Annotated in this window: 6 protein-coding genes and 1 pseudogene; 5 read left to right on the top strand and 2 right to left on the bottom strand. The window is 71.7% G+C overall.

Annotation, left to right across the window (positions count from 1 at the left end):
- Window positions 1-235, bottom strand: a 235-nt coding sequence (locus ACFWA7_RS06320) for a hypothetical protein (protein WP_385821335.1), incomplete at its 3' end; no start/stop codon positions are given.
- 26 nt (window positions 236-261) lie between these two features.
- Here ACFWA7_RS06320 and ACFWA7_RS06325 point away from each other — a divergent pair.
- Window positions 262-525: pseudogene (locus ACFWA7_RS06325) on the top strand (sensor histidine kinase); the annotation flags it as partial.
- Window positions 526-537: 12 nt separating this feature from the next.
- On the opposite strand, the gene ACFWA7_RS06330 reads toward ACFWA7_RS06325, so the two are convergent.
- Complete coding sequence (locus ACFWA7_RS06330; protein WP_385821337.1) at window positions 538-1,161, bottom strand: short chain dehydrogenase; 624 nt, start codon at window positions 1,159-1,161, stop codon at window positions 538-540.
- Window positions 1,162-1,318: 157 nt separating this feature from the next.
- Here ACFWA7_RS06330 and ACFWA7_RS06335 point away from each other — a divergent pair, with 157 nt between their 5' ends.
- From ACFWA7_RS06335 to ACFWA7_RS06350, 4 genes are all read left to right on the top strand, one after another.
- Window positions 1,319-2,194, top strand: coding sequence for a LysR family transcriptional regulator (locus ACFWA7_RS06335; RefSeq protein WP_385821339.1), 876 nt, complete (start codon window positions 1,319-1,321; stop codon window positions 2,192-2,194).
- Window positions 2,195-2,635: 441 nt separating this feature from the next.
- Complete coding sequence (locus ACFWA7_RS06340) at window positions 2,636-2,806, top strand: hypothetical protein (RefSeq protein WP_385537482.1); 171 nt, start codon at window positions 2,636-2,638, stop codon at window positions 2,804-2,806.
- A gap of 104 nt (window positions 2,807-2,910) precedes the next feature.
- The gene (locus tag ACFWA7_RS06345) at window positions 2,911-3,225 is read left to right on the top strand and encodes a hypothetical protein (protein ID WP_385537479.1); all 315 of its coding nucleotides are present in this window, start codon (window positions 2,911-2,913) and stop codon (window positions 3,223-3,225) included.
- A 22-nt stretch (window positions 3,226-3,247) separates the two neighbouring features.
- Complete coding sequence (locus ACFWA7_RS06350; RefSeq protein WP_385537477.1) at window positions 3,248-4,318, top strand: M14 family metallopeptidase; 1,071 nt, start codon at window positions 3,248-3,250, stop codon at window positions 4,316-4,318.
- The last annotated feature ends 125 nt before the right edge of the window (window positions 4,319-4,443 follow it).

Genomic DNA, 4,443 nt, shown 5'->3' on the forward strand with positions numbered 1-4,443 from the left:
TCCCCGGCCCGTCCCCGGCCCGTCCCCGGCCCGTCCCCGGCCCGTCCCCGGCCCGTCCCCGGCCCGTCCCCGGCCCGTCCCCGGCCCGTCCCCGGCCCGTCCCCGGACCGTCCCCGGCCCGTCCCCGGCCCGGGCCCCGCCCGCGCGCGGTGCGGCGCTGCATCGAGAACCTCCTCAGCAGCGCGGTGAAGTTCAGCCCCGAGGGCACCCCGGCCACCGTCTGCGTCGGGGGCACGCGGTTGTACGTGCGCGACCACGGGCCCCGGCATCGCCCCGGAGGAACGGGACGCCGTCTTCGACCGCTCCCACCGCGGCCCGCCCGCCCAGGCGATCCCGGGGTCCGGCCTCGGGATCGCGATCGTCCACGACCTCGTCACCGCCGACCACGGCACCGTCTTCGCCGCCGCCGCACCCGACGGCGGCGCCGAGGCCGGCGTCCGTCTGCCTCCCCACGACCCGGCGGCCTGCAACGTGAGGGTGAGGGTGAGGGTTGAGGGTGCAGGCCGGATGGTGAACCGCTGTTGAGCTGCCGGAGTATTAGCGCACCCGGTAGATCTGCCCCGTCTGCGCCCCCTCGACCGAGCGGACGTACGCCGTCGCGACGCGTGCCGCCGGGACGGGCTCCATACCGGCGAAGAACGGCCCGTAGGCGGGCAGGGACTCCTCGGCCACCGTCGGGCTCACCGCGTTGATCCGCTGCGGCGGGAGCTCGATCGCGGCGGCCCGCACGAACGCCTCGACCGCGCCGTTGGCCGCCGACGCGGCGGCGCCGGCCACGATCGGCTCCTCCGTGAGGATCCCGCTGACCAGCGTGAACGAGCCGGTCGCGGCCACCTGCCGGGCGCCTTGGCGGACCAGCTCCAGCTGGCCTAGAGCCTTGCCGCGGAACGTCGCCGCGAAGTCGCCCGCGGTCAGCTCGGCCAGCGGCTTGAACACGGCGTCGCCCGCCGCGACGGCCACCGCGTCCAGCGGACCGGCCTGCGCATACAGCCGGGCCACGGCCTCCGGGTCGGTGACGTCGCAGACCAGGTCCCCACTCGTGCGGCCCACGCCGATCACCTCGTGGCCGCGCTCCGCGAGAGCCTTGTGCACCGCCGAGCCCAGCGTGCCGCCCGCGCCGATCAGAAGAATCCTCACAACCCACCATCCAATGCTTGCCATGCCTGGAAACGAATCCCGGAAACACAGGGATCTCCCCGGGGAGATCCCCGGGAGTGCCTCAGGGAGGGAACCGGGCGAACCACCCGGCGCATCCGACGCTACGGATCGCGCCCCGCACCCGGAAATGCCATCTGGGCAGTGACTATGCTTGCCAGGCATGGATGTGGAACTGCGTCACCTCAAGGCCCTGGCCGCCATCGCCGAGGCGGGCACCGTCACCGCCGCGGCCGCCGAGCTGCATATGACGCAGCCCGCCCTCTCCCGCACGCTCGCCCAACTGGAGGCCCGCGTGGGCGTCCGCCTGGTCGACCGCTCCTCCCGGCACCTGGACCTCACCCGAGCCGGGGCGACCCTCCTCGGCCACGGGCGCGCCATCCTCGCCCACCTCGACGCGGCACTCGCCGACACCCGAGCCGTCGACCGGCCGCTCCGGCTCGGCTACACGTGCGCGGTCCTCGGACAGCAGACCGTCCCCCTGCTGCGCTCCTGGCGGCAGGAGAACCCGCACGCACCGCTCGAAGTGGTCCGGCAGGACAACAGCACCGCGGGCCTGGCAACCGGCGACACCGACGTGGCGGTGCTCCGTACCGTCCCCGCCGACCCGCGCATCCGCACCGAGGCCCTCTACACCGAGGACCGGGTCGCGGCCCTGCCCGACGACCACCCGCTCGCGACCCGCGACCGGGTGCGCCTGGCGGAGCTCACCTCCGGCCCGCCCCTCCCTCTGACCCTGTGGCCGGACACCGGCACAGCCTCGGTGGAACTCTGGCCCCCGGCGCAGCGCCCGGACCGCACGGTCGAGGTGCGCAACGTCGACGAGTGGCTGAACCTCATCGCCACAGGCGGCGCGTTCGGCATCGGCGCCGCCGGCACAGCGGAGAGCCACGGCCACCCCGGCGTACGCTTCATCCCCCTCGACGACGCCCCCGCCGCCACGGTCTACCTCGCCAGCCCGGCCCACCCCACGCACCCGCGCACGGAGGACTTCCTCGCGGCAGTGCGGGAGGTGGTCAGCACCCAGCCAGACCGGTAGGGGCCTTGGCCTGGCGGACTCAGCCCTGCGGGCTCAAGTCGACTGGCCTTCCGAGTGGGTGACCAGTGGGGGCGGCCGGCCGGTTGAACCAACCGTCGGTGCTGCTCGACCACTTCGCGAGGATCGGTCACGCGTGCGATCATGCCCTGCCTGGCCTTACCTGTCATTCTCCAACTGCCGCACCGACCGTCGGCCGAACCGACGAAGGTGTGGACCCCGCGGCTGCCCCCGCCCCACCTCGCCGCTTTGTGCGAGACCGCAGCGCCCAACCCGGCACCCCTACCCGGGCAGAGCAGCAGCGACGGCTGGCACTGAGCGGCCTCCTGTACCTGCCGTAGCTCTCCTGCCGCGTAGGTGCCGTTGGCGTGATAGGTGACCAGCACCGTTGACGCGAGGCGGGCTGCTCAACTACGCCGACGACGTCGCCACCATGGAGCGGACGTGCCGCACCGCGCACCGGAACCTCGCGCCCGGCGCCGAGTTCTTTACCCGCGCCTGCGCGCGCTCGTACCGCGCCTCGCCGAGTACGACGACGAGCAGGAGCTGATCAGCGGCCTCGACGGGCTGTTGAGCGGGATGCCCGAGGCCCCGCTTGACTCGTTCTACGGCTGAAGCGCACCCTGGGAATACGGGGTACACATCGGACATATATCTACATCAGCCACGCGTCGTCGGCACCGCTGATGTGAGCCGGACGGCGCCCGGAAGAAGCCGTCATGTCCACTGCTCGTCACCTCCTCCGCGTCCGCGTCACAGCCAAGGACGCCGAAACCCTGCGCGCCCTCCTGCGCGAGGCCCGTCCCGATGTCGGGGGGCGCCCGCGCCAGGGCGAGGACGGCACGTTCAGCATCGAGGCATACGCCTCCCCGGAGCAGGCCGAGGCCCTCGAACGCGAGGGTGTGTCGGTCACCATCATCGAGGACGCCACGGCCACCGGCCGCGCCCGACAGGCCGAAGTCGGCGAAGGGGACCGGTTCGCCCCCGACGACGCGGTCCCGCACGGGCTCGCCCTCAAGGTGAAGGACGCCTAGCAGGCCGCCCAGGAGGGACACCATGTCGTACTTGAACACCACCGAGGTCGAGTCCGCCGTGACCAGCCTGGCCACCGCCTTCCCGTCCTCCTGCGACCTCATCGACCTGCCCGAGCCGTCCGTGGAGGGCCGGGCCGGTCACGCCCTGCGGATCGGTACCGGCCCCGTTGGTACCCACGACAGCGTCGTCCTCATCGGCGGCGTGCACGCCCGCGAGTGGGGCAGTTGCGAGATCCTCGTGCACCTCGCGGCCGACCTCCTGGAGGCCGGTGCCGACGGTGCCGGGCTCGCCTACGGTGGCAGGACCTACACCGCCGCCCAGGTACGGAGCGTCCTCGACAACCTGGACGTCGTCATCTTCCCGCTGGTCAACCCCGACGGCCGCCACTACAGCCAGACCGTCGACGCGATGTGGCGCAAGAACCGTAACCCGGCCAACTCCGGTGGCGACCCCGCCCGTATCGGCGTCGACATCAACCGCAACTACGACTTCCTCTTCGACTTCGCCACCGCCTTCGACCCGACCGCCGGAGTGCAGGTCTCCGACGACCCGGGTGACATCCAGGTGTACCAGGGCCCCAGCCCCTTCTCGGAACCCGAGACCCGCAACGTCCGCTGGCTGCTCGACACCTTCCCGCGGACCCGCTGGTTCGTCGATGTGCACAGCTACTCCGAGGACATGCTCTTCGTGTGGGGCGACGACGAGAACCAGTGGCTCGACCCGGCCAAGAACTTCCGCAACACCACTTTCGACGGCAAGCGCGGAGTGGCCGGCGACCTGGCGTACGCGGAGTTCATACCGAAGGGCGACTCCGACGACAGCACCGTCCTCGCCGAGCAGTTCTGCAAGGGCCTGCACGGCGTACGCGGCCGTGCCTACAACCCGATGTCGGCCTTCCACCTGTACCCGACCAGCGGAACCAGCGACGACTACGCCTACTCCCGGCACATCGTCGACCCCCACAAGGGCAAGATCCTCGGCTTCACCATCGAGTGGGGCAAGAGCTTCCACCCGCCGTGGACGGAGATGAAGCGGATCATCCTGGACGTGGACTCCGGGCTCGTGCAGTTCTGCCTCACGACACTCACGTAGACGCACGGTTGGAAGTAGATGCACGGCTGGCACTGGAGAGGCGCCCGTAAAACACGGGCGCCGCAACAGGGACTAAGGGCGCGCCCCAGGTCGTTTCACCTGATGGGGGGAGCCGAGGAACGGGC

Source organism: Streptomyces sp. NPDC059994 (assembly GCF_042737755.1).
In the GTDB taxonomy this organism is placed as follows: domain Bacteria; phylum Actinomycetota; class Actinomycetes; order Streptomycetales; family Streptomycetaceae; genus Streptomyces.

What these genes read in the sequence shown, in the direction of transcription:
- ACFWA7_RS06345 (WP_385537479.1), top strand. Translation starts at nt 2,911, where the DNA reads ATGTCCACTGCTCGTCACCTCCTCCGCGTCCGCGTCACAGCCAAGGAC.
- ACFWA7_RS06330 (WP_385821337.1), bottom strand. Translation starts at nt 1,161, where the DNA reads ATGGCAAGCATTGGATGGTGGGTTGTGAGGATTCTTCTGATCGGCGCG.
- ACFWA7_RS06350 (WP_385537477.1), top strand. Translation starts at nt 3,248, where the DNA reads ATGTCGTACTTGAACACCACCGAGGTCGAGTCCGCCGTGACCAGCCTG.
- ACFWA7_RS06335 (WP_385821339.1), top strand. Translation starts at nt 1,319, where the DNA reads ATGGATGTGGAACTGCGTCACCTCAAGGCCCTGGCCGCCATCGCCGAG.